Here is a 21,215-nt window from a genome sequence, read left to right as displayed (position 1 = left end):
GTAGTAACGATATCTGGAAAAAGAAAGTGGGCTATCACCGGCGCTCAGTGGCTGAAACGGCCATGTTCCGGTTCAAAAGGCTTCTGGGTGGTAATCTAAGTCTGAGAGACTACGATGCTCAGGTGGGTGAAGCCATGGCCATGGTCAAAGCGCTTAACCTGATCACGCTATTAGGAATGCCGAACAATATTCGCATCACGTAACAATCGACCCGTATGGGGCGCAGTCGTTACAAGTTCTGATTTATTCAACAAAGCCCCGCAACGGGACACTCCGAGTAAAATCACCTGCGCTTGATCGAGATTGCGTAATGAAATGCCGTCGTCGTGGGCGAGGGTATAGTCAATGGCGGCGATGCGTGCATCACATTTGCCGAGGTTTTTAGCGGTCAGACCGTGGGTGCGATTGGCCTCCGGTGCAGGAGGAATATTAAGCTCTCCTTGTAATGGCGCAACCAGCGCCTGCACGATATCCTGACAAAAACCGTCGCTGCTGTTAATAATATCCCGCACCGTCTGGCTAATAATGGAATAGAACACCAGAGGGCGTACGCCCGTTTGCTGGTAGAGCGTATTGATGCGCTCGCGTACCGCGTTGGCGCGCTCTTCACTTTCCACAAACGGCAGCGTGTAGCTGACCGTGTTGACAGGAAACTGAGAAAGCACCACATGGCCTAATACTTCAGCGGTGATGGCGGTACCATCGGAGATATAAAAGACGCTTCTTTCCACATCAACCCCTGAATTTTTTTCTGCGAAAAAACATTACTAAACTCGTTCAAAAATTGGCGTCGAACGATTTTTTAATGAAACGTCATTTCATTATCTTCATGATAAACCAGTTAAACTTTTACAGTATTGTATTTTTACCCCGTTAAGCAAGATTCATCAGTGAAATCGTTTTTATTTCATATGGTTAATGATTCACCTTTCCCAGGTTTGTTAAACGCTATGCTACATTCATGGCGTTGAGGAAATTGCCCAACCAACATTTTACATATCCCCAATGGTCTCCATACCCTGTGGTATGCAGGCCGAAATCGTATGCAGAAAGGATTATTTTCGATGTCCAATAACGGCCCTGATTTGCGTGAATGTCCTTTGGTATAACCAGCTCGGTATGCATGACGTTGAGCGGGTGGGCGGCAAGAATGCGTCTTTGGGTGAGATGATCACTCATTTGTCAGAACTTGGCGTATCGGTTCCCAATGGTTTTGCGACAACGGCGCAGGCGTTTAACGATTTCCTTACGCAGAGCGGTATCAACCAGCGCATCTATGAACTGCTGGATCGTACCGATATCGATGATGTGAACCAACTTGCCAAAGCGGGTACGCAAATTCGGCAGTGGATTATCGACACACCGTTCCAGCCTGAACTTGAGCAGGCGTTTAGCGCGGCTTACGATCAACTGGCAGAAGGGGAAAAAGAGGCCTCTTTTGCGGTGCGCTCTTCCGCGACGGCAGAAGACATGCCGGACGCCTCCTTTGCCGGGCAGCAGGAAACCTTCATCAATGTACAGGGTATCGATGCGGTGATGGTGGCGGTGAAGCATGTGTTTGCTTCGTTGTTTAACGATCGCGCCATCTCTTATCGTGTGCATCAGGGCTACGATCATCGTGGCGTGGCGCTCTCTGCTGGGGTGCAGCGCATGGTGCGTTCGGATCTGGCGGCATCTGGGGTGATGTTTACGCTGGATACGGAATCCGGTTTCGATCAGGTGGTGTTTATTACGTCCGCCTACGGTCTTGGGGAAATGGTGGTGCAAGGGGCGGTGAACCCGGATGAGTTTTACGTGCACAACCCGATGTTTCTTAACCGAAAACCCGCCATTGTGCGCCGTACCATGGAGTCGAAAAAATCCGCATGGTGTATGCCGACAGTCAGGCTCACGGGAAACAGGTGTGTATTGAGGATGTGCCCGCTGAACTGAGCGTGCGTTTCAGCCTCACGGATACCGAAGTGGAGGCGTTAGCGTATCAGGCGCTGCTGATTGAAAAACACTACGGTCGCCCGATGGATATCGAATGGGCGAAAGACGGGCACACCGGTAAACTCTACATCGTACAGGCGCGGCCAGAGACGGTACACTTCAACGGTCAGGTGATGGAACGTTACCAACTGATTAAACGTGGCAAGGTGCTGGCGGAAGGCAGTGCCATCGGTCACCGTATCGGTGCAGGCCCGATAAAAGTGATTCAGGATATCAGCGAAATGCACCTGGTGCAGGCGGGGGATGTGCTGGTGACCGACATGACCGACCAGGATTGGGAGCCGATCATGAAGAAAGCCGCGGCTATCGTGACCAATCGCGGCGGGCACACCTGTCACGCAGAGATTATCGCGCGTGAGTTGGGTATCCCTGCGGTAGTCGGCTGTGGCGATGCGACTGAACGCCTCCATGACGGCGAAAAAGCCACCGTATCCTGTGCGGAAGGGGACACAGGATACGTCTATGCCGATCTGCTGGAGTTTCAGGTCAAGAGTTCACAAGTCAACGAGATGCCCTCGGTGCCGTTGAAGATCATGATGAATGTGGGGAATCCCGATCGGGCATTTGATTTCGCCTGCCTGCACAACGATGGCGTCGGTTTGGTGCGGTTGGAGTTTATCATTAACCGCATGATAGGCGTGCACCCGCGTACGTTGCTGGAGTTCGACAGTCAAACGCCAGAACTGCAAAAAGAGATCAAAGGGCTGATGCAGGGCTATGACGATCCGGTTGAGTTTTACGTTGCGCTCCTGACGGAAGGGATCGCCACACTGGCGGCGGCGTTCTGGCCGAAACGCGTTATCGTGCGTCTGTCCGACTTTAAATCTAAAGAATACGCCAACCTGGTGGGCTGCGAGCGCTACGAACCGCATGAGGAAAACACGATGCTGGGCTTCCGTGGTGCTGGGCGCTATGTGTCACCGGATTTTAAAGCGTGCTTTGCCTTGGAATGTGCTGCGGTGAAACGCGTACGTAATGACATGGGGCTGACCAACGTGGAAGTGATGATCCCGTTTGTGCGCACCGTGGCACAGGCGGAAGCCGTGGTTGCTGAGCTGGCGCAGCAAGGGCTCAAGCGCGGTGAGAATGGCCTCAAAGTGATCATGATGTGTGAGATTCCGTCGAACGCGCTGCTGGCGGATCAGTTCCTGGCACATTTCGATGGTTTTTCCACCAGCTCTAATGACATGACGCAGTTGGCGTTGGTGCTGGATCGCGATTCCGGCGTGGTGTCTGAACTGTTTGATGAGCGTAACGACGCGGTGAAAGCACTGCTTTCGATGGCGATAAAAGCAGCCAAGGCACAGGGGAAATACGTGGGGATTTGCGGACAAGGCCCTTCCGATCACGAAGACTTTGCCATCTGGCTGATGGAGCAAGGCATCGACAGCCTGTCGCTCAATCCGGATACCGTGGTGCAGACCTAGTTAACGCTGGCGGAAAAGTAATCGTGCAGTAGCCGCAGGCCCCGGCAATGCCGGGGCCTGCGACTGATGACAGAGTCACTTTACCTCTCGGCATTCCCTCCACCGCCGTCATTCACGACTTTCGCCGAGGATAACGAGGAAGGAATGACGGTGGGAGTAGGGCTGTTTATCAGCAACCTCACCCGACGTTAAGGTTTAGCCTCTTGTTGCAAGAAGGCTTTGAATTGGGGGGTCATCACCGTTTCGAACCCATTGTCGGTTTTGGTGATCAGATAAACCGCCAACCCGTGCTGCTCTGCTACTTTCAGCGCTTTTTCCGTTCCCAATACCATTAACCCTGTGTCCCAACCGTCCGCTTCGAGCGCGGTTTTGGCAATCACTGTGGCAGACACAAGCGTATTATTGATGGGGTGGCCGGTGCTGGGGTCGATGACGTGGGAATAGCGTTTGCCGTCCTGCTCGAAATAGTTGCGATAGCTGCCGGACGTACTGATGGAATACCCTTGCAGATCCACTGCCGCTTGCACCGCGTTTTCCTTATCGGTAGGTTTCTGAATCGCCACCCGCCACGGCATTCCTTGCCCATTGACCCCGCGACTTGAAATAGCACCGCCGACTGAAACAAGATAATTGGTAATGCCCTTGCGCGTCATCAACTGCGCCAACACATCGGCACCGTAACCTTCACCCAAGGTTGAGAGATCCACATACAGCGACGGCAGATCTTTTTGCAGCCACTCTCCCTTGCTGTTACTGGTAAGCGTAAGGTGCTGCAAGCCGACGCGCTGACGAGCGTCATCGATTTGTGCTTGAGTTGGAATGGTCACCGGCTGTTTTTGCGGCCCGAAGCCCCACAGATTCACCAACGGTCCCACCGTAATATCCGTGGCATTGTCTGTCGCCCGGCCAATACGCTGGGCTACCAAGATAATGTCTGCCATACCGCCGGGAATGGGCTGAGGATCGCTGCCTTGATAGCAGTTAAAGCGCGACAGAATGGAGTCTTCACGGTAAGTGGAAATATCGTTGTTGGCCTGCTCAAGCAGGGCATCAATCTCTTGTTGCAGATGCGCTTTATCTTCAGGCAGATCACCGCTGATCTTTACGCTGTAAAAGGTCCCCATGGTTTTACCTTCCAGGCTGGTCAATGGCCGGCTGTCGGCCATCGCGGTATTGTAGACCGCCAGACTGACCAGAATCAGGCACACTCTGCGTGCCAGTGGGGAATGTGACATAGAAAATGACTCCTGATAAAAAGAGACGTTAGAAATAATCCATTAATGTACGCTTGCAAAGCGGAGATTTATAAAAACAGGATGAGGCGCAATTTCTCTGTAACAGCAGCGGGAAAGTACAGGATAAACCAAAAAAATGCCCACCTTAGAGGATGGGCAAAGACTACACACAGCAATCCGTTACTAGCTCTTACGAGGAGGAAACATCATTGGCAAACTCACGTTGTCCTTACAAAAAGCGTTTGCTCAGCAAGACAACGGTTGACAATCGTTTCATGAGTAATGCTAGAAGCTGTGGGGAATTAAGTCATTAAGAATTATCCTAATGGTTAACATTTTTTAATGGATTTGTCACGCAGAGATGCATATTGTCAAACTATTTGATGTAATACCACCGCTTATCCATAGTAAATCAGAATAATCCGTGGGGGATACACGAAAATCATTAAGATTATTTATCTATTAATGGATTTGCCGCAGCGCTAAGGTTTCACGCTGCGGCAGCAGTGCTTACTGCGAGTGTTTCGGACGATCATTTGGCGACGGCGATGCATCCGCAATGATTTCTGGCAACGGCGTTTCCTTCATCCAGGCAGAGAGCAAGCGGTACGAAACGGCAAGCACCACTGGGCCGATAAACAGGCCGATCATGCCAAATGCCAACAAGCCACCAATCACGCCGCACAGAATCAGCAGCATGGGCAGATCGGCGCCCATGCGTATCAACATCGGGCGGATGATGTTATCCAGCGTGCCCACCACACAACTCCACACCAACAGAATGGTGCCCCAGGTAGTATCACCGCTCCAATAGAGCCAGATTATCGCGGGGATCAGCACCAGAAGCGGTCCCAGTTGCGCCAGACAGAACAGGAACATCACGACGGTCAGCAAGGTTGGGTACGGGATGCCGGAGATGGCGAGGCCAATACCACCCAGCACCGATTGTACGATAGCGGTTACCACCACGCCGAGCGCGACGGCACGAATCGATTGTGCTGCCAAGAGCACCGCTGCATCACCGCGCTCGCGTCCCAGACGAAGCGCAAAGTGGCGCACGCCCTGGGCAACCGCTTCACCTTTATAGTAAAGCAGGGCACTAAAAATCAGCATCAGGCCACAGTGCATCAGGAAACGTCCAATGTGGGCCGCTTGTGATAACAGCCAGGTAGCGGTTTGGCCGATATAGGGCTGCACTTTGGCAAACACGCCGCTGCCGCCACTTTGCAGCAAACTGTGCCAACTTGAAAACATCCTGTCGCCGACAAAAGGCAGGGATGTCAGCCACTCCATACGAGGAGGCGTCAGTTTCTCTTGCCCGGAGGCCCAACTGACGATGGCGGAGGTGTTGTCCATCACTGTGCTGACCAGGATAGAAATCGGCATCACAAACAGCAGGCAAAGCAACAGCGTCATGCCGGTTACCGCTAACGCGCGCTTGCCCCACAGTAACTTCTGCATTTTCAACATCAGCGGCCAGGTGGCAATCACCACCATGCTGGCCCAGGCAAAGCCCAGAATAAAGGGTTGCACCACCCAGAAACAGGCGATGATCATGATAGTGATAAACATCAGACTAAAGAGGATGCGGGGCAAATCAAAACGCTGCTGGCGTGCACTTTGTTGCATCGTTGCAGACAGTGGAGAATGCGCGGCCAGCGGTTTGGGCGATGATGACTTCGTCAATGGACAATACCTCTGTATAGAGACCCGACGTTGAACAAGTTCCCTGCGATCGCTCGGGTCATCCGGCGGGGATAACTTATCATGGGGCATTTCTCGTGTTTTTGACAGCGTGTGAGCTATTGTGTTAACGCATTCACGGCACGGACAGGGTTCCAAAAATCATGCTGTACCACTAGGCAAAAAGTTTTTCTTAGGATGGCGGCGCATAGCGCAGAAATGTGATAAAATGTAAAACCGTGAATTCGCACAATGATTTTTACAATAAACACACTCACAACACGCTAATTATTTTTTAGTCGACAGACAGGGTAACCACATAATGATCCAACAGATCTCTCATGCACCAGGGCTGGCTCAGCCGGTGCTTAATTTTTTGGATGCTTTGAAGCAACGTGGTTTTACCGGCGATACCGCCACCAGCTACGCTGATCGCTTAACCATGTCGACCGACAACAGCATTTATCAGCTGCTGCCCGATGCGGTGGTGTTTCCCCGATCGACCGCAGACGTGGCGCTGCTGGCGCAGTTGTCAGTACAAGAGTCATACCGTGCACTGAAGTTTACCCCGCGTGGCGGCGGTACTGGCACCAATGGGCAAGCGCTAAACCAGGGTATTGTGGTGGATATGTCCCGCTACATGAACCGGATTTTGGAAATCAATCCAGAGGAAGGTTGGGTTCGCGTTGAAGCAGGGGTGATCAAAGATCAGCTCAATCAGTACCTCAAACCTTACGGCTATTTCTTCGCGCCGGAACTGTCTACCAGTAACCGCGCCACCCTTGGAGGCATGATCAACACTGATGCTTCAGGGCAAGGCTCTCTGGTGTACGGCAAAACCTCGGACCATGTCCTTGGCGTGTGTGCCGTGCTGTTGGGCGGTGACATGCTGGATACTCAGGCGATGCCTGTGGCGCTGGCGCAGCAATTGGCGCAAGAATCTTCACCGATAGGGCGTGTGTATCGCACCGTTTTTGAACGTTGCCGCGACCAGCGTACGCTAATTCTCGATAAATTCCCCAAACTGAACCGATTCCTGACCGGATACGATCTGCGCCATGTGTTCAGCGATGATATACAAACGTTTGACCTGACGCGCATCCTGACGGGCGCTGAGGGGACGCTGGCCTTTATCACTGAAGCTAAGCTGGATATTACGCGCTTGCCTAAGGTCAGGCGTCTGGTCAACGTCAAGTTTGATTCCTTCGATTCAGCGCTGCGCAGCGCGCCTTTTATGGTGGAAGCCAAGGCGCTTTCGGTGGAAACAGTCGATTCCCGCGTATTGAATCTGGCGCGTGAAGATATCGTCTGGCACTCCGTCAGCGAACTGATTCAGGATGTGCCCGGCCAGGATATGCAGGGCCTGAACATCGTTGAGTTTGCTGGGGATGATGAAGCGCTGATCGATGGACAAGTACGTGGGTTATGCGAGCGCATTGATGGCCTGCTCGCGGGCCATGAAGCGGGAGTGATCGGCTATCAGATTTGCCACGATCTTGCTGGGATTGAGCGTATCTACGCCATGCGTAAAAAAGCAGTGGGGCTGCTGGGTAACAGTAAAGGGCAGGCCAAGCCAATCCCCTTTGCGGAAGATACCTGTGTGCCGCCGCAGCATTTGGCGGATTACATCGTCGAGTTTCGTGCGCTGCTCGATAGCCATGATCTGACCTACGGCATGTTTGGTCACGTGGACGCGGGCGTACTGCATGTGCGTCCGGCCATGGACATGTGCGATCCGCAACAGGAAGTGTTGATGAAACAGCTTTCCGATCAGATTGTCGCGCTGACGGCAAAATATGGCGGTCTGCTGTGGGGGGAACACGGTAAAGGGTTCCGCGCCGAATACAGTCCGGCCTTTTTTGGCGAAGAACTGTATAACGAACTGCGGCGCATCAAAGCCGCCTTCGATCCAGATAACCGCCTTAACCCAGGCAAGATTTGCGCGCCGTTGGCCGTCGATGCGCCGATGATGCGTATTGATGCCGATAAGCGTGGCACCTTCGATCGCAGTATTCCGCTGGCGGTGCGTACTTCGTTCCGTGGCGCGATGGAGTGTAACGGCAACGGGCTGTGTTTCAACTTTGACGTGAACAGTCCGATGTGTCCTTCCATGAAGATCAGCGGAAACCGTATCCATTCGCCGAAAGGGCGAGCGACGCTGGTACGCGAATGGCTGCGCTTGCTTGCCGAGCAGGGGATCGATCCGGTGGCGCTGGAGCAGTCGTTGACCGCACGGTCGCACAGCCTGCGTGGTTTGATTGAAAAGACGCGTAACAGCTGGCGCGCGCGCAAAGGCGAGTATGACTTCTCTCATGAAGTGAAAGCGTCCATGTCCGGGTGTCTGGCCTGTAAAGCCTGTTCAACCCAATGTCCGATCAAGATAGATGTTCCGGGATTCCGTGCACGTTTCCTCCAGCTTTACCACACGCGCTATTTACGTCCCGCGCGTGATTATCTTGTGGCCGGTGTAGAAAGTTACGCGCCGCTGATGGCGCTGAGCCCTAAGACCTTCAACTTTTTCCTGAAAATGCCGCTGGTTGACGCCTTGAGTCGCCGGACAATCGGTATGACCGATCTGCCGTTACTCTCTTCCCCCTCGCTGCGCCAGCAATTTGCTGGGCACCCGGCAATGACCACTACTCTGGAGCAGTTGGAAAGTGTCGCAGCCGCATCCCGCGATCGGTACGTGCTGATTGTGCAGGACCCGTTTACCAGCTATTACGATGCGCAAGTGGTGGCCGATTTGGTGCATCTGGTGGAAAAACTGGATCTCAAGCCGGTACTGCTGCCCTTCTCACCTAACGGTAAGCCGCAGCATATCAAAGGCTTTTTGACGCGTTTTGCTAAAACCGCAGCCAAAACCTCGGATTTCCTGAATCGGGTTGCCAAGCTGGGCATGCCAATGATTGGCGTCGACCCGGCGTTGGTGCTCTGTTATCGCGATGAATACCGTGAAATTCTGGGTGACAAACGCGGTGATTTTCAGGTGCAACTGGTGCATGAGTGGCTGCTGCCGCTGCTGTCGGCGAGAACGCCCCCGGGCACGCCGCGCGACGATGCCTGGTATCTGTTTGGTCACTGTACCGAATCCACTGCGCTGCCGACCAGTAGCAAACAGTGGGCAGATATATTTGCCCGCTTCGGTGCCCGACTGGAGAATGTTAGTGTTGGCTGTTGCGGCATGGCAGGTACCTATGGTCATGAAAGTAAAAACATCACTGATTCCAAGGGGATTTACGCCTTGTCTTGGCAGCAGGCATTGCAAAAATTACCCTCTGCAAGCTGCCTGACAACCGGCTATTCCTGCCGCAGTCAGGTGAAGCGGATGGAAGGGCAAGGGTTGCGTCATCCGTTGCAGGCGCTACTGGATCTCGTCTGACTGGAGAGAGTTATGCTGTGGAAAAGACCGGCTACGCTGGAGCAGATTAATCAGCACAGCCAGGGCTGTATGATGGAGCACTTGGGGATTCGTTTTACCCGTATTGCAGAAGATACTCTGGAAGGTACGATGCCGGTGGATGCGCGCACGCGTCAATCCTTCGGCCTGTTGCACGGCGGGGCTTCGGTGGTGCTGGCGGAGTCGCTCGGCTCCGTGGCGGGCTACCTGTGTACCGAAGGGGAACAGCGTGTCGTCGGGATGGAGATTAACGCCAACCATTTACGCGCTGTGACCTCTGGCGAGGTGCGAGGGGTGTGCCGCGCGCTGCACGTTGGGCGCCGTAATCAGGTGTGGGAAATCGATATTTACGACGATACTCAGTGTCTGTGCTGCACGTCTCGCCTCACCACCGCGGTGGTAACACCTTAATCCGGTACTAACCGCAGAATGTGCGTCGTTAGGCGCGCATTCTGGCGGTCTCGTCCTTCAAGGTAAAAAAGGCACGCGCCGTACAAAATCGGTCTGAAAAGCGGTGGCCTTATCCCAACTACCTTCAAGGCTGAGCTGATGGCAAATCAGCTTTAGTGTGTTGCGTGCAAAATAGTAGCTCTGTACGCGGAAAAGATGGTAGCGCCCTTCGTTATTAATCTCTTTTATCAAACGGTTATGTAATTTTACCAGTGCATGCAGGTAGCCCTCATCATCGCCGTTCTTACGGCACAGATCGATCATCTCCATGCAGGCATTATGGTAGCGGCGCAGGTGATCGATATGGCTTTCCTGCCGATTCAACCGTGCTTCGGCCATATAAAAATCTACGGTGACATCCCGGATCAAGAATTTGTACTCATCAATCTGATGCTGTAGCCAGGCATTCACGGATTGCATAGGGATCACCATGGATATTAATGATAATCATTATCATATTTCTAATATTCATCGGGATCAACCTATCGCCTCGTAACAGAGAAAAAAAGTATACGGCCTGATAGGACTTCTTATGGTCAATAATTGCGCAATCAAACCATAAAATCGGTCACGATTTTTCCTGTTTTAAAAATAGGTATTGTTTATTAATGTTATAATTATGATAACAATATGTTGACATTAATTCGTTGGTCTGTCACGTAATGGTAAATTAGTTATTTTATATCAACATGTTATTTTTTTATTGTCAGTCTATAAACGTGTGGGCCGGCAAAAAAAAACGGTTTTTTTCAGGCGCCGGTGAAATGTTACAAATACCCCTGCGAAACAAGAGGTTGAAGCAATAATCATTATGACTAACATTAGGCTCAGACAGAGCTTTTCTGAAACGAGGTACGGCGGATGCAAACGGGAAACGTAGAAACATTTTCACTGGATGAGAATACCTGGAAAGGGCTGACGCTGACGGCCAGTGCCGCTCAACAAATCCTGCGTCTTGTCCAGTCTGATGACACGGTGAAAGGGTTACGTTTGAGCGTCAAGCAATCAGGATGTGCAGGGTTTGGTTATGTGCTGGATCTGGTCAAAGCACCGGATGCGGGTGATCTGGTGTTCGAGCGCGAGGGCGCACACCTGTACGTCCCTTTAAAGGCGATGCCTTTTATCGATGGCACCGAACTGGATTATGTGCGTGAAGGCTTGAACCAGATTTTCAAATTTAATAATCCCAAAGCGCAGCACGCCTGCGGGTGTGGCGAAAGCTTTGGCATTGAGTGATGACTGATATGGCGCGTAGCAATGTAGATGTACCTGATGATGTGCAAATCTGGATCGGGGATGGCCGCTATAAAGAGGGCTTTTTCACCGAACTGCCTACTGACCAACTGGGACGTGGCGTCAATGAAGAGGTGGTGCGAGAGATCTCCGCCAAACGCAACGAACCTGAGTGGATGCTGGAGTTCCGTCTCAATGCCTACCGCGCCTGGCTGGAGATGGAGGAACCGCACTGGCTAAAAGCGCATTATGACAAGCTGGACTATCAGGAGTACAGCTATTATTCGGCTCCGTCTTGCGGTCACTGTGATGACACCTGCGGCTCTGAACCCGGTGCCAAGCAGCAGTCCAGCATTGCCGAGGTGAACAGCTATCTGACCGCTGAAGTCGAAAATGCTTTTAATCAGCTCGGCGTGCCAGTGCGAGAAGGGCAAGCCGTGGCGGTGGATGCGATTTTTGACTCCGTATCGGTAGCGACCACCTATCGCGAAGAGCTGGCACAGCAGGGGATTATTTTCTGTTCGTTTAGCGAGGCGATTCAGGAACACCCCGATCTTGTGCGCCAATATCTTGGCACGGTGGTGCCTGCCAACGATAACTTTTTTGCTGCGCTCAACGCCGCGGTAGCCTCTGATGGCACCTTTGTCTACATACCGGAAGGCGTGCGTTGCCCAATGGAGCTCTCCACCTATTTCCGCATCAATGCGGCGAAGACCGGCCAGTTCGAGCGCACCATCCTGATTGCCGATGATGACAGCTATGTCAGCTATATCGAAGGGTGCTCAGCACCCGTGCGCGACAGCTACCAACTGCACGCTGCCGTAGTCGAAGTCATTGTTAACAAAAACGCCGAAGTGAAATACTCAACGGTTCAGAATTGGTTCTCCGGCCAGGATGCCAAAGGCGGTATCCTTAACTTCGTGACCAAACGTGCACTCTGTGCCGGCGAGTATGCCAAGATGTCTTGGACCCAGTCTGAAACCGGCTCGGCCATCACCTGGAAATACCCGAGCGTGATTTTGCGCGGAGATAACTCGGTGGGAGAGTTCTTCTCTGTTGCGCTGACCAGCGGGCATCAACAAGCGGATACCGGGACCAAGATGATCCACATCGGCAAAAACACCCGCTCCACGATTATCTCCAAAGGGATCTCTGCCGGTTACAGTGAGAACACCTATCGCGGTCTGGTAAAAATCATGCCGACTGCCACCAATGCGCGTAATTTCACCCAGTGCGACTCGATGCTCATTGGCAGCGACTGCGGCGCGCATACTTTCCCGTATGTGGAAGTGCGCAACAACAGCGCGCAGCTGGAGCACGAGGCGACAACCTCACGCATTGGCGAAGACCAACTGTTCTATTGCCTGCAACGCGGTATCAGCGAAGACGACGCTATTTCGATGATTATTAACGGATTCTGTAAGGACGTGTTCTCAGAGCTGCCGCTGGAATTTGCAGTAGAAGCGCAGAAGCTCCTGGCCATCAGCCTAGAACACAGCGTCGGCTAAGGGCGTCGCAAAATAAAAATGCAGCAGGGTGCCGGATGTCAATCTAGTAGAACCCTACGCGAATTGATGTTATCAGGCGTGCTCGTCACGACGCCGCAAGGATAAACTATGTTAAGCATTAAGAAGTTACATGTAAGCGTTGAAGGTAAGGCCATCCTGAAAGGACTGAACCTCGAGGTGAAGCACGGTGAAGTTCACGCCATCATGGGACCTAACGGTTCCGGAAAGAGTACGCTTTCCGCCACGCTTGCGGGCCGCGAAGATTATGAAGTGAACGACGGTACGGTGGCGTTCAAGGGGAAAGACTTGTTGGAATTAGACCCGGAAGATCGAGCTGGTGAGGGCATCTTTATGGCCTTCCAGTACCCGGTCGAAATCCCTGGTGTCAGTAACCAGTTCTTTCTGCAAACCGCAGTCAACGCCGTGCGCAAATATCGCGAGCAGGAGCCTCTGGACCGATTCGATTTCGCTGATTTCATTGAAGATAAAATCAACCTGCTGAAAATGCCGGAAGATTTGTTGACCCGTTCGGTCAATGTGGGTTTTTCCGGCGGCGAAAAAAAACGTAACGACATTCTGCAAATGGCAGCGCTGGAGCCAGAACTGTGTACCCTGGATGAGACGGACTCCGGGCTGGATATCGATGCGCTGAAGATTGTGGCCAACGGCGTTAATGCGCTGCGTAACCAACAACGCGCGTTTATTATCGTGACGCACTACCAGCGTATTCTGGATTATATCCAACCCGATTATGTGCACGTGCTCTATCAAGGTCGCATCGTCAAATCGGGCGATTTTTCGCTGGTGAAACAGTTGGAGGGGCAAGGCTATGGCTGGCTTACCGACCAACAGTAACACGCTGGCTGAAAAACAGGCCAAAACGCTCCAGCAGTGGCAAGCGTTGTTTAACGCTTCACGTGCGGCGGATGCACCCAGTGCGCAACAACATTGGCAGGAAGTGATGCTGCTCGGCTTGCCGGGGCGCAAAAACGAGCATTGGAAATACACTCTGCTGGATGTGTTGCTGGCACAGCAGTTCAGCGCGCCAGATGCGGTGACCCTTGATGACGATACGCTGGCAGCACACGCGCTGGCGCTGGAAAGTTGGCGTCTGGTGTTTGTTGATGGCGTATTCAACGCGGCGTTGAGTGATGCGCAGTGGGGGCCTTACCAGATTGCGGTGAACGCGCCCCATGCGGCACCCACCGACCTTGCTGCGGTTCAACCCGAACTGTTTTTGCACCTGACGGAAAGTCTGGCGGAGCAGCACAGCGCCATTCGTTTAACAACCGGGTGTCAGGCGGAGAAACCACTTTATATTCTGCATATCAGCAGCGGACAGTCTGCCAGCCTGAACATGGCACACCAGCGTCACCATGTGTATGTCGAGGCGGGAGCCAGCGCAGAGATTATCGAGCACTACGTCAGTTTGGATGACAAGGCGCACTTCACTGGTACGCGCTTGACGGTGCATGCCGCTGCCAACAGCCAGGTAAAACACCTCAAGCTGGCGTTTGAGGCTGCCGCCAGTTACCACTTCGCCCACAACGATCTGGTCTTGGAGCGGGATGCGCGTGTGCGCAGCCACAGTTTCTTGCTGGGTGCCGGATTAACTCGGCACCACACCAGTGCACAGATTAACGGTGAAGGCGTCAACCTTTCTATCAACAGCCTGATTTTGCCGATCGGCAACGAAGTGTGCGATACCCGTACCTACCTTGAACATAATCAGGGCCACGGTGAAAGCCGCCAACTGCACAAGGCGATTATCAGTGACAAAGGCAGGGCGGTGTTCAACGGTATGATCAAGGTCGCGCCGGGGGCATTGAAGACAGACGGAAAGATGACCAACAACAACTTGCTGCTGGGGCGTCTGGCGGAAGTGGATACCAAGCCACAGCTCGAGATCTACGCTGATGATGTGAAGTGCAGCCACGGTGCCACGGTTGGACGTATTGATGACGAGCAACTGTTCTACCTGCGTTCGCGTGGTATTTCACAACAGGATGCGCAGCAGATGATCATCTATGCGTTTGCCGCCGAATTTACGGAAGCGCTGGATAACGACACGCTGCAAGAAGCGGTGTTGCAGCGTATTGCTCTGCGCCTGCCGAACGCGGCAGGAGTGGCCTGGTGAATTACCCGATTGAACGTATTCGCCGCGATTTCCCGGTGCTGGCGCATCAGGTCAATGGGCAGCCTCTGGCGTATCTCGATAGCGCCGCCAGTGCGCAGAAACCGCAGGCGGTGATTGACCGGGAAGTGGCGTTTTACAGTAATGAATATGCCGCGGTGCACCGCGGCATTCATACACTAAGTGCACAGGCGACCAGCGCGATGGAAGCGGTGCGTGAACAGGTTGCGCGCTATATCAATGCGGCCTCGGCGGAAGAGATCGTCTTCGTGCGTGGTACTACGGAAGCGATCAATCTGGTCGCCAACAGCTACGGCAGTGCTTTTATTCAAGCTGGTGACAATATTCTGATCACAGAAATGGAACACCATGCCAATATCGTACCCTGGCAAATGCTGGCGGAACGCCAAGGCGTTGAGCTGCGCGTGCTGCCGCTCACGGCGCAAGGCACACTGGATTTAAGCCAATTGGATACGCTGCTGGATACGCGTACCCGCTTGCTGGCCGTGGCTCAAGTCTCTAACGTGCTGGGCACGGAAAACCCGCTGCAAACCTTGATTGCGCGGGCGCGGGCGGTTGGCAGCGCGGTGCTGGTAGACGGGGCGCAGGCGGTGATGCATCAGCGTGTGGACGTGCAGGCGTTAGACTGTGATTTTTATGCTTTTTCCGGCCACAAAATATACGGTCCCTCCGGTATTGGCGTGCTGTACGCCAAGCACGCGCTGCTCAATGCTATGCCGCCGTGGGAAGGAGGCGGAGCGATGATTCGTGACGTCAGCCTGACGCAGGGCACCCGCTATGCCGATGTGCCGTGGCGCTTTGAAGCAGGATCGCCCAACACGGGCGGGATCATGTGTCTGGGTGCGGCGCTGGATTATGTCTCCGCCATCGGGCTGGATGCTATTCACTACTACGAAACGGCGCTGATGCACTACGCGCTGGATGCGCTGAGCACGGTACCGGATATCATCTTCTACGGTCCGGCGGAGCGAAAAGGGGTGATTGCCTTTAACCTCGGCAAGCATCATGCCTATGACGTCGGCAGTTTCCTAGACCAGTACGGCATTGCCATTCGTACCGGTCATCACTGTGCGATGCCGTTGATGGCATACTATGGCGTACCCAGTATGTGCCGCGCCTCGTTAGCGGTTTATACTACCCGAGAAGAAATATATCGGCTGGTTGCCGGACTACAGCGTATTCATCGTTTGCTGGGAGGCTGATAAGCCTTTGTGCGCGCCTGCGTTTCCCCTTGTCTTTTTGTTCTGACGTTGTCGCCAAGCGGCAATGGGGGGAGAGTGCATGTCAGCCTGTTGGGAGGAATTCATGGCAAACTTGCCAGAGCCAGAAAAATTGTTGCGAAATTTTTCTCGTTGCAACAATTGGGAAGAGAAGTACTTGTATATCATTGAACTGGGCGGTCGTTTAGAACCGTTGCCAGAACAGTGGCGTCAACCCGAGAACCTGATCGCCGGCTGTCAGAGTCAGGTATGGATTGTGATGACGCGTGGTGAGCAGGGCCACCTGGTTTTTAGCGGTGACAGCGATGCGGCTATCGTCAAGGGACTGGTTGCCGTGGTCTTCAGCCTGTATCAGGGATTGACGGCGCAGCAAGTGCTGGCACTTGATGTGCGACCTTTCTTTGCGGAACTGGCGCTGAGCCAGCATTTAACTCCATCTCGCTCACAGGGGCTGGAAGCGATGCTGCGCGCCATTCGCGTCAAAGCGTCTACCCTGGCCTGATCCTGCCAACCAGCCTGTTTACTGCGGGCTGGTTCACTCAAGCACGGCGTGTGCGCGCCAACTGCTTGGTTTTTCAGATTACCCCACTGGTTATTACCAGAAACTCCTTTTATTCTGTCGTGGTGCTTTGTCAAGAACTGCATATTAACGCATTGATTAGCAAATAAAACCTGAGGGTATTTTTGGAATGCTACACTTGTAGAATCCGATGGAAGTGGCCGCATTCAAGCCCCGGCTGGTATCAATGACAAACGAATAATAACGTCAACCTGTAGAGATTTTCGTATGAAGCGTATGTTTACACTTTTGGGTATGGTACCGGCGACCTACCTAGTAGGAAGCTCGGCGGCGAGCGCCACCGAATACCCATTGCCCCCTGTGGGCAGCAGACTGGTCGGTGAGAACATTGCCTACCCGGTGCACCATGATGGTCGGCCGCTGGAAGCGATTGCGTCTGATTTCAAAATCGGCCTGTTGAATATGCTGGAAGCCAATCCTGGCACCGATCCCTATTTGCCAACGCCGGGTTCCACCTTGACCATCCCGACGCAGATGCTGCTGCCGGATACGCCGCGCGAGGGCATTGTCGTCAATCTGGCTGAGTTGCGTCTCTACTATTACACGAAAGGGACGGGCACCGTCATTGTTTTCCCGATCGGTATCGGTCAGCAGGGGCGTAACACCCCGTTGATGGTCACGTCGGTCAGCGAAAAACGTGCCAATCCGACCTGGACGACGACGGCTAACATCCGTAAGCGTTATTTGGAAGAAGAGGGCATCAAACTTCCGGCGGTTGTCCCGGCGGGACTGGATAATCCGATGGGGCTGCATGCCCTGCGTCTGGCGGCCCATGGGAGGGTATTTGCTGCACGGCACCAATGCTAACTTCGGTATTGGTATGCGTGTCAGTTCCGGCTGTATACGTCTGCGTGCCGATGACATTGAATGGTTGTTTAATAACGTACCGGTAGGCACCCGAGTGCAGATCATCAATGACGCGGTGAAAACCTCGGTGGAGCCTGACGGCAAGCGTTACATTGAAGTGCATCAGACGCTGTCTAAAACGTCCAAGGACAATCCACAAACAATGGCAATTCCGCTGAATAAACAGATTCAGATCTTTATCCATGCGGCGGAAACGGATAGCCAAATGGTGGCCGATGCTATTGTACGCCGTTCCGGGATGCCGATTCTGGTCAGCGCCGGACAAAGCGTCGAGCATTTTCAGGAACCTGCGCTAACAGCGCCTGAGAAGCATCAGGCTGTGCCTGTCTCTTCTGTGAACTCATCTTACTAATACATCGTTAAAACGCGCTAAGCCACCGTTGAGCGCGTTTTAACGCCACTCCTCGGTGAAAACCGGAACATGTTGTTCTCAATGCCAGATTCTCTGAATCTTGTGATGTGCGTCAGGGGGTTGCGGGAGGCGTTAGCGACATGTGCTGAATAGGCAAAAGGGCAGGCAAAAAAATGGCGCACACTGTGCGCCATTTTCACTACTTAACCAATTCTTACTTTTTGTAAGTACGAACTTGGTTGTCCAGACGCTGGTTAGCACGAGCTGCGTCATCTTTAGCAGCCTGTACATCAGCGCGGATTGCGTTCACGTCGTTGCTCAGTTGATCAACTTTAGCGTTCAGAGTCTGAACGTCAGAAGACAGTTGGTCAATTTTAGCATTGCTGGAGCAGCCTGCCAGCAGAGTAGAACCCAAGATTACCGCGCCCAGTACCAGTTTAGTACGATTCATTCTTAATACCCTCTAGATTTAGTTAATCTCCATGTAGCGTTACAAGTATTACACAAAGCTTTTTCTAATGAGAATAAATTTTTGATGAGAACATGCTTAATTTTGATCGTTCGCTCAAAGAAGCAGCGAGTTTTACAGAGTAGTTAAAAAAGGAGTGAAAACAGCGGTATTTTATGATGCGAATTGGGGATATATTCTGCGGAAATAGGTGGATCGGAACAGTGCTTATTTGCTGAGTGTAGTCGATTGATAACATAAAAATATAAAAAAGCGCCATTTACGGCGCTTTTTTACTATCGGCCATTTATTCACTCACGATCGCGCGTTGACTGGCTGTCGCACAGTTAACGGCAACGGCCAGTGGAAACGATCAAAGGCGGTGTACGGATGCCGTGTTAGTGGTGCCACTGGAAACCAGCGCGCCAGAAACCATCACAACCACATCGCCAGGCTGTGCGTAACCGCTTTTCAGCGCAGCTTCTTTGCCAATGCGATAGAAGTCGTCGGTAGAGGCGATTTCGCTCACCAGCAGCGTGTCAACGCCTTTGCTCAGCAGCAATTGACGTGCAGTGATGGCATTGGTGGTCAGTGCCAGAATACGCGCGTGCGGGAAGTATTTACGGATGGATTTCGCAGACTTGCCGCCGTTGGTCGCTACCACGATTAACGGCGCATCCAGTTTTTCTGCGGTTTCTACCGCACCGCGGCATACCGCTTCGGTGATACGCATTTTGGCAGAGTCTTGCTGTGCATCCAGACGCGCGTTCATCACCACGTCAGTGCGCTGACAGATGGTCGCCATGATGGTGACGGCTTCCAACGGGTATTTCCCTTTTGCGCTTTCGCCAGACAGCATAACTGCATCGGTACCATCGATAATGGCGTTCGCGACGTCGCCGGCTTCTGCGCGGGTTGGGCGCGGGTTTTTGATCATGGAGTCCAGCATTTGGGTGGCAGTGATAACAACTTTACGTGCTTTGTTGCATTTTTCGATCATCATCTTCTGGGCGAAGATAACTTCTTCAACCGGAATTTCCACGCCGAGGTCACCACGGGCAACCATGATGCCGTCAGACGCTTCCAGGATGTCGTCAAAGTTGTTCAGACCTTCCTGGTTTTCAATTTTGGAGATGATCTGGATGTTTTCGCCGCCGTGGGCGTTCAGGTTGGCACGGATCTCTTCGACGTCAGAACGCTTACGGATGAAAGAGGCAGCGACGAAGTCAACGCCTTGCTCACAGCCGAAGATCAGATCGCTTTTGTCTTTTTCAGCCAGTGCAGGCAACTGAATAGATACGCCCGGCAGGTTCACGCCTTTTTTCTCGCCCAGGTCGCCGTTGTTCAGCACCTTACAAACCACTTCACCGTTGTTAATGGCGGTGACTTCCATACCAATCAGACCATCATCCACCAATATGGTGTTGCCGACGGACAGGTCAGTGGCGAAACCTTCGTAGGTAACCGCAACACGCTCTTTATTACCGATAACCGTTTGGTCAGTGGTGGTGAAGGTAAAGGTCTGGCCTGCAACCAGGCTAACGTCCGCACCGTTTTCCAGTTTCATGGTACGGATTTCTGGCCCTTTGGTATCCAGAAGAATAGCGGCTTGTTTACCGGTCTTCTCGATGACCGCGCGCATGTTTTTGATGCGCTGCCCGTGCTCAGCATAATCCCCGTGTGAGAAGTTAAGACGCATCACATTCATGCCTGCATTCAGCATGTTGGTCAGCATTTCCTCTGATTCGGTTTTCGGACCGATAGTACAAACGATTTTAGTCTTTTTCATACGAGTGTTTTCTACAAGTTGTGATGGATAAAAAAATCATGAGTTCGCGGGTACCGGATACTACGAGGCCGACGAAGGGAATGTGTTTGCGAGTCCAGAGCGAATAGTAATTGCAGCGGGTAACGATGAATGAAAGATGATGGACTTGGCCTGTTACCACCGGCGGTAAGCAGAGTGCGGTGATATGCTGCAACCGTGTCGCTCGCCACCGGTAAAACTCGTCTTTCAACCTTAAGCGCGTCTCCGTCTCGGGGAGTTATGTTTGCAGTAACAGTGTCTAATCGTAGTATTTTCGGCACGTCGATTTGCTGAAACCATTCAATGAAACAACGCTTCGTATTATAGTTATAACGCATGGGGAAACAAGATAATTACGCTGCTAAGATAGCGCGTTTTCTTGTGTTTGCGCAAAAAAATAACGATTTTGTCATTTTCCCTCATTTTCTTTCTATTTATTCAACAAAGCCACGCAGGGTATGGCGTAAGCTGCACCTGGCAGTAGACAGTGTGACGCATGAGATTGTCTGTGCGGATTTGTCGCTCAGTGGTACGACTGATGCCCAAGCTCTACCGGCGCTGATAAACCAGACCCGCCGGAAAATCAGAGAGGCATCGGTTGACGGCGCTTACGATACAGTTTACTGCTATGATGCTCTGCTGAGGAAGAAAATAAGGCCGCTTATCCCGCCACGAAGGGGGTCGCAATATTGGCCATATCGCTACCACGAGCGTAACCACACTGTTGCAAATCAGCGCATTAGCGGTAGTAACGATATCTGGAAAAAGAAAGTGGGCTATCACCGGCGCTCAGTGGCTGAAACGGCCATGTTCCGGTTCAAAAGGCTTCTGGGTGGTCATCTAAGTCTGAGAGACTACGAT

Annotated in this window: 13 protein-coding genes and 5 pseudogenes; 12 read left to right on the top strand and 6 right to left on the bottom strand. The window is 52.6% G+C overall.

The genetic code is table 11. The features are described from left to right. A pseudogene (locus tag QZ506_RS03335) lies at positions 1–203 on the top strand (IS5/IS1182 family transposase); the annotation flags it as partial. Between the two features lie 54 nt (positions 204–257). Here QZ506_RS03335 and QZ506_RS03330 read toward each other — a convergent pair. Further along, positions 258–731: pseudogene (locus QZ506_RS03330) on the bottom strand (kinase/pyrophosphorylase); the annotation flags it as partial. A gap of 333 nt (positions 732–1,064) precedes the next feature. Here QZ506_RS03330 and ppsA point away from each other — a divergent pair. Next, a pseudogene (gene ppsA, locus QZ506_RS03325) lies at positions 1,065–3,419 on the top strand (phosphoenolpyruvate synthase). Between the two features lie 188 nt (positions 3,420–3,607). Here ppsA and apbE read toward each other — a convergent pair. Then, positions 3,608–4,654, bottom strand: coding sequence for an FAD:protein FMN transferase ApbE (gene apbE, locus QZ506_RS03320; protein ID WP_291969055.1), 1,047 nt, complete (start codon positions 4,652–4,654; stop codon positions 3,608–3,610). Between the two features lie 510 nt (positions 4,655–5,164). Next, on the bottom strand, positions 5,165–6,283 hold the full coding sequence (gene ydiK, locus QZ506_RS03315) for an AI-2E family transporter YdiK (RefSeq protein WP_291969053.1): 1,119 nt from the start codon (positions 6,281–6,283) through the stop codon (positions 5,165–5,167). Positions 6,284–6,659: 376 nt separating this feature from the next. On the opposite strand from ydiK, the gene QZ506_RS03310 reads away from it, so the two are divergent. Beyond that, positions 6,660–9,716 (top strand): FAD-binding and (Fe-S)-binding domain-containing protein, encoded by a 3,057-nt coding sequence (locus tag QZ506_RS03310; protein WP_291969051.1) that lies wholly within the window; start codon positions 6,660–6,662, stop codon positions 9,714–9,716. A gap of 12 nt (positions 9,717–9,728) precedes the next feature. Beyond that, positions 9,729–10,145: a hotdog fold thioesterase gene (locus QZ506_RS03305; RefSeq protein WP_291969049.1), complete on the top strand. Its 417-nt coding sequence runs from the start codon at positions 9,729–9,731 to the stop codon at positions 10,143–10,145. A 57-nt stretch (positions 10,146–10,202) separates the two neighbouring features. Here QZ506_RS03305 and QZ506_RS03300 read toward each other — a convergent pair whose 3' ends face one another. Then, a complete protein-coding gene (locus QZ506_RS03300; RefSeq protein ID WP_291969046.1) occupies positions 10,203–10,604 on the bottom strand; it encodes a hypothetical protein in 402 nt (133 codons plus the stop codon). A 441-nt stretch (positions 10,605–11,045) separates the two neighbouring features. Here QZ506_RS03300 and sufA point away from each other — a divergent pair, with 441 nt between their 5' ends. The 7 genes and pseudogenes from sufA to QZ506_RS21445 all read left to right on the top strand — a co-directional run bounded on the left by sufA (position 11,046) and on the right by QZ506_RS21445 (position 18,099). Then, on the top strand, positions 11,046–11,420 hold the full coding sequence (sufA, locus tag QZ506_RS03295; protein WP_291969044.1) for a Fe-S cluster assembly scaffold SufA: 375 nt from the start codon (positions 11,046–11,048) through the stop codon (positions 11,418–11,420). Positions 11,421–11,428: 8 nt separating this feature from the next. Then, a complete protein-coding gene (gene sufB / locus QZ506_RS03290) occupies positions 11,429–12,925 on the top strand; it encodes a Fe-S cluster assembly protein SufB (RefSeq protein ID WP_291969042.1) in 1,497 nt (498 codons plus the stop codon). Between the two features lie 108 nt (positions 12,926–13,033). After that, on the top strand, positions 13,034–13,780 hold the full coding sequence (gene sufC / locus QZ506_RS03285; protein ID WP_291969040.1) for a Fe-S cluster assembly ATPase SufC: 747 nt from the start codon (positions 13,034–13,036) through the stop codon (positions 13,778–13,780). Next, on the top strand, positions 13,755–15,062 hold the full coding sequence (gene sufD / locus QZ506_RS03280) for a Fe-S cluster assembly protein SufD (protein ID WP_291969038.1): 1,308 nt from the start codon (positions 13,755–13,757) through the stop codon (positions 15,060–15,062). The genes sufC and sufD overlap by 26 nt, the downstream gene beginning before the upstream one ends. Next, on the top strand, positions 15,059–16,282 hold the full coding sequence (gene sufS, locus QZ506_RS03275) for a cysteine desulfurase SufS (protein ID WP_291969036.1): 1,224 nt from the start codon (positions 15,059–15,061) through the stop codon (positions 16,280–16,282). The genes sufD and sufS overlap by 4 nt, the downstream gene beginning before the upstream one ends. Positions 16,283–16,385: 103 nt before the next feature. Next, complete coding sequence (sufE, locus tag QZ506_RS03270) at positions 16,386–16,802, top strand: cysteine desulfuration protein SufE (protein WP_291969035.1); 417 nt, start codon at positions 16,386–16,388, stop codon at positions 16,800–16,802. A 285-nt stretch (positions 16,803–17,087) separates the two neighbouring features. Beyond that, positions 17,088–18,099 (top strand): annotated as a pseudogene (locus QZ506_RS21445) (L,D-transpeptidase family protein). Between the two features lie 214 nt (positions 18,100–18,313). Here the strand turns inward: QZ506_RS21445 and QZ506_RS03255 are convergent. Both QZ506_RS03255 and pykF read right to left on the bottom strand, forming a co-directional pair. Next, positions 18,314–18,550: a major outer membrane lipoprotein gene (locus QZ506_RS03255; protein ID WP_195312335.1), complete on the bottom strand. Its 237-nt coding sequence runs from the start codon at positions 18,548–18,550 to the stop codon at positions 18,314–18,316. A 370-nt stretch (positions 18,551–18,920) separates the two neighbouring features. After that, on the bottom strand, positions 18,921–20,336 hold the full coding sequence (gene pykF / locus QZ506_RS03250) for a pyruvate kinase PykF (RefSeq protein WP_291969032.1): 1,416 nt from the start codon (positions 20,334–20,336) through the stop codon (positions 18,921–18,923). A 462-nt stretch (positions 20,337–20,798) separates the two neighbouring features. Between pykF and QZ506_RS03245 the strand changes: the two are divergent. Then, positions 20,799–21,215: pseudogene (locus QZ506_RS03245) on the top strand (IS5 family transposase); the annotation flags it as partial.

Source organism: Candidatus Symbiopectobacterium sp., from assembly GCF_020054415.1.
Classification (GTDB): domain Bacteria; phylum Pseudomonadota; class Gammaproteobacteria; order Enterobacterales; family Enterobacteriaceae; genus Symbiopectobacterium.
Note: the sequence above shows the minus strand (reverse complement) of the source record. Positions and strands in the feature narration are given on the sequence as shown.